This window comes from Okeania sp. SIO2F4 (assembly GCF_010672385.1).
In the GTDB taxonomy this organism is placed as follows: domain Bacteria; phylum Cyanobacteriota; class Cyanobacteriia; order Cyanobacteriales; family Microcoleaceae; genus Trichodesmium.
This window is the reverse complement of record NZ_JAAHGT010000811.1, coordinates 1-4,519: the sequence shown is the minus strand read 5'-3', so window position 1 is coordinate 4,519 and position 4,519 is coordinate 1. Positions and strand designations below refer to the sequence as shown.

Sequence of the window (4,519 nt, the reverse complement as noted above, 5' to 3'; positions counted from 1 at the left end):
TAGTCCTGTAGATGTAGTGATTTATTGTCGAGGCAGGCAACAGCTCCAGAAGGCAACAGGCAACAGAAAATATATCTAATTCAATCGTTTTAGAGGAATAGTATTTGCTTGCCCACTTAATTTTTTTTTTAAATATCACTACTTGTACACCACTACCAATTATGCATTATTTTTTACTCCTTTATTAATAAACTGTAAAGTAAAAGCTTCTTTATAGTTAGTATCTGGCTTAATTACTCCTGCCTCTACTACACTATCAAAGAATAATTTCCAGCGTTCGTCTGTCATAGCACCGATACCTTTTGTCATAGCATCTCCAGAAATAACAATACCATATTCTTTCATTTTTTCTAAACTATAAGCTAATAAATCATCTTTCATTTCTGGATTATCTTTTTTAATTAATTCATTTGCTGGTTCGGGATTGTCTAAATAACTATACCAACCTTTGATAGAAGCATCGACAAATCTCTGCACTAAATCGGGATTTTTTTCTACCATTTCTTTTGTTGTTTCTATAGTAGTAGCATAAGGTTGATAGCCAGCATCTGCTAATAACATAACTACTGGTTCAAAGCCTCCTTTTTGCTGAATTGTGAAAGGTTCCGATGTCAGATAACCTTGCTGAATTACATTTTTATCTACTAGAAAAGGAGCTACATTAAAGTTATAAGGACGTCTCTGATCATCTGTATAACCAAACTTAGTTTTGAGAAATTGCCAATAGCCTTTTTCAGCTAAAGATGATACTAAAATCGGCTTGCCTTTTAGTTGTTCTAAAGAGTCATTTCCTACTCCTGGATGAGCAATTAATACTTGGGGATCTTTTTGGAAAATAGCTGCAACTGTAATAGTAGGAATTCCTGCTTCTACAGAACTAATTGCTTCGATACCAAATCCCATATAAAAGTCTATTGCACCTCCTACTAATAGTTGAGTTCCATTCACTTGAGCATTTCCCATTCTAATAGTGACGTCTAAACCATAATCTTCATAAATTCCTGTGGCAATTGCTTGATAAAAACCTCCATGTTCGGCTTGGGCATACCAGTTAGTTCCATAAGTAACTTTGTCAAGATTTTTGTCATTTTTAACAGGTGAAGTAGATTTATTAGCATTAGTACAACTTGTTAATATGCTAGTGCCAATAGCAAGAGAGCTATACTGGATAAATTGACGACGATTAATATAATTCATCTTTTTCAGTTATCAGTTATCAGTTAAAAGTTATCAGTTATCAGTAGCTGATAGTTGAGGGCTGAATAATTACGACTAATATTCATTTGAATACTAATCTAAGGATTCATATTATATTACTATATAAATGCTCATCTAATTCTATGACAATAGATGCCGAAGTATAAATTGTGGCGAAGAAAGCAGCAGCCTATTTTTTGTCAAAGATTAAAGGTAGAAACTTAGCTGATTAAAACTTGAAAGAATCTTGATCCAAATAGACATCCCCAATAATCAAAAATCAAATCAATTATTTCTTCCTAGTCCCTATTTATAATCATGAAAAATTCTCGTGTTATTTTGAAACAGGTAGGTATTGTACTGATTTTAACAGCAATTCTTAATACTATATGTATACTCTATTTAAAAGTACAAACTCAGAGTAATTCATCTTACTCATTTATATTGAATATTTTAGCTGTAGTTGGAGGGGTATTACTCTTTCGTGGAAACCAAAAAACATTGCAGAAAATTAGATTGGTTGCAGCATTTTTGCTATCTCGTTTTGTTAGCTGGCTATTCATATTACTTCCTTTAGACCTAATAACAACAGAACTTTGGTTGACTGAAATTCGCCTATCGCCAGTTAGTTTTTTTATTCCGCTTCTAATTGAAATAATAACTGGTCTTGCTGGATTCTGGGTTTATACCAAACTAAAAACTCTATCTGTAGTTGGTGAAAGAGTTATGGCAAGCCATTCAGTTTCCACACCCAAACTAGCATTTATTTTGGGAATTGTCTATACAATGATATTAGTGGTTTTTTTACAGTTAATATTGAGAGGAGAGACTGGAGCTAAAGCTATAGAGATAGCCCAGATACAATATGGAAATGACTACAAATATCACGTCAGGGGTATACGATGGCAGAATAATCAGGTACAGGCTAATTTAATTGCGTATAATGAACGCGAAATTAAACCTCTAGAAGTTAAATGGAGCAAGTAAAAGTAAATAAATCTTGAAATTAGCAGGAAGAAAAACATTCAAAAATCTCTCAAATATCTATTATTTTTCTCCTTCTAAATATTGAGTTTCAACTTGAGTTTTACTCATCAATTTTTTCCTTGTTAAATATTGAGTTTCAACTGCTTGAGTTCCACTCATAAATTTATTATCAGATTCAAGTGGTAAGAGAATACTTGACGCTTCTTTCACTTCCGAAATTAATGCTTGACCACTACCATTAAATAAACGAATAACTGCATAGGAAATTAATACAGGTGAAGCTAAAATTAAAGCAGCTATCATTCCTACAGGCGCTACTAATTGATAAACAATTAAAGCAGTAGGTTGAAACTCTTCATATTGGGAAAAAACCCTAGATAACCACCAAATTAATAATGCTATTACCCCAAATCCAAAAAGAGTAACAATTGAAGGTACAATAAAAGATAAAAATACAGCCATTAATGCAATTATAGCACCCCAACCCTGGGCGACTATATTCTCTGATAAGTCAGAAACCATAATTGTTCCATGCACAAACCAAATGATAAATCCAAACACTAATGTAATTGCTGACCCTGCTAAAAAAATATTAACGCCCTTAATAAAAAGTTGCTTAACTTCATCATTAGTTAATATAGGTTGCTTCTGGTTTTCCATTTTTTTAATTTCCCTAGCCTTTAACTTTTACTATACCTGATACTTTTGCGAGTAGATTAAAGCCAACTAGACTGATTTAAAGATTAAGAAATAGCACAATTTGGTATATGAGATAAATCTTAAAAAAGTGTGGTGGTGTTGTGAAGTTCTCATTAATGGTAGTATTAAGATTGTCACAAAGAAATTTCCAGAGACTGCCGTTTGCTTAGTATTCCCTAGGATGAGAATATTGAGCTGCACCCTACAGCCAATATTAATATTGGTTAATCCAATCTTAATATTGGCTGTCAGGATTGCCTACAGTTTTATTTATACGGTTAGATGGGGATTACTGGAAAATATTTCCATTATAACCACCGTTTCATAGTAATATTGTTGTAACTCTTTCCATATAGATAGGAATATCTTAGAAAATTATGCTCAACACAATTGCTACTCAAATTAGAAAGTGGTTCCCAGCACCAGAGGTTAGCGCTCACTGTGACGGCCCTTGCGGTGTTTATGACCCTGCTTCTGCTCGTATATACGCTGAAGCTGTATTGTCTATGACTAAGAAAATCCTAGACCTCGATCCAAAAGCTGGAGATCATAAGACTGCTAATACCCTTTCTCGTTACATTGCAATTAAGGAAGAGCAAGCTCAGAAGACTAAGGAAGATTTGCTTGTTCTTTGGACTGATTATTTTAAGCCTGTACATTTGGAGAAATATCCAGACCTCCACGATACTTTTTGGAAGGCTGCTAAACTTTGCTCTGCTTGTAAGGTAGAAGTTAGCTTGGAACACGCTACTGAGTTATTGGCTACTGTGGAGAAAATCCACGGTATGTTCTGGGCTACTAAGGAACGTGATGTAGCTTGGGTTAAGGCTAGCTAATTTGTAAGCATTTCCTACGGAATGCTGCGCAAACAGCCGTCAGCTATCAGCTATTGCTTTTGTCCGAAATCTGCTCTGTTTGAGGACAGGGTTTTACTGCTGATAGCTGAATACTTACACTAATTTTTTTTTTCAATTGAGGTAGTAGGCAAGAAGTTGATACAAACAAGTGGTAATAGAGAGTTATTGCTTTGGTTGTTAAGATTGCGTCAACGGTTTTGTGTTACAGGGCTTTCTATGTTTCCTCTACTTAAGCCAGGGGAGGAAGTTCTTGTCGATATGAGAGCCTACCGCCACTGTTTACCAGAAATTGGCGATCTGATTGTGGCTGAACATCCTCATCGTCAAGATTTGAAAATAATTAAGTTGGTTGCCTTTGTTGATGAAAAAGGTGACTGTTTTTTGATGGGAGAAAATCAAGAAGAAAGTAGCGATAGTCGTTCTTTTGGTTTTGTAAGTTCGCAACAGATAATTGGTAGGGTGACAAGCAAGTTTCCTCTAATAATTAATAATTAATAATTAACAATTAATTATTAATTATTAACTCAATTGATTTGATTTTTTATTGTTATATACTAATTTGATAAATGTTTGCTACAAATACGGTAACTGTTTATAGTAGTTAATAGTCAGTAGTCAGTAGAAAGAGATTTTATTATCATTTTTGACCCTAAGAGCTGATTTATAAAGTAAATGTTAAATTAGCTAATCTCTTGACCATTAGGCAGATTAAGGAACCATAAATCATGGCCTCACTCACTTGTGAATACACCTCATAATCTTTACTTAAACGCCTAAAT

General features: G+C 33.9%; 5 protein-coding genes. 3 read left to right on the top strand and 2 right to left on the bottom strand.

Annotation, left to right across the window (positions count from 1 at the left end; genetic code table 11):
* Positions 1 to 159 precede the first annotated feature (159 nt).
* On the bottom strand, positions 160 to 1,197 hold the full coding sequence (locus tag F6K22_RS33130) for an ABC transporter substrate-binding protein (RefSeq protein WP_293108133.1): 1,038 nt from the start codon (positions 1,195 to 1,197) through the stop codon (positions 160 to 162).
* A 318-nt stretch (positions 1,198 to 1,515) separates the two neighbouring features.
* Between F6K22_RS33130 and F6K22_RS33125 the strand changes: the two genes are divergently transcribed.
* Positions 1,516 to 2,184, top strand: a complete 669-nt coding sequence (locus F6K22_RS33125; protein ID WP_293108130.1) for a hypothetical protein — start codon at positions 1,516 to 1,518, stop codon at positions 2,182 to 2,184.
* A gap of 60 nt (positions 2,185 to 2,244) precedes the next feature.
* On the opposite strand, the gene F6K22_RS33120 is transcribed toward F6K22_RS33125, so the two are convergent.
* Complete coding sequence (locus tag F6K22_RS33120; RefSeq protein ID WP_293108128.1) at positions 2,245 to 2,844, bottom strand: hypothetical protein; 600 nt, start codon at positions 2,842 to 2,844, stop codon at positions 2,245 to 2,247.
* A gap of 416 nt (positions 2,845 to 3,260) precedes the next feature.
* On the opposite strand from F6K22_RS33120, the gene sodN reads away from it, so the two are divergent.
* Both sodN and sodX read left to right on the top strand, forming a co-directional pair.
* The gene (gene sodN, locus F6K22_RS33115; protein WP_293108125.1) at positions 3,261 to 3,719 is read left to right on the top strand and encodes a superoxide dismutase, Ni; all 459 of its coding nucleotides are present in this window, start codon (positions 3,261 to 3,263) and stop codon (positions 3,717 to 3,719) included.
* Between the two features lie 156 nt (positions 3,720 to 3,875).
* Entirely contained in the window at positions 3,876 to 4,235 is a 360-nt protein-coding gene (gene sodX, locus F6K22_RS33110) for a nickel-type superoxide dismutase maturation protease (protein ID WP_293108122.1), read from the top strand.
* Positions 4,236 to 4,519: the final 284 nt, after the last annotated feature.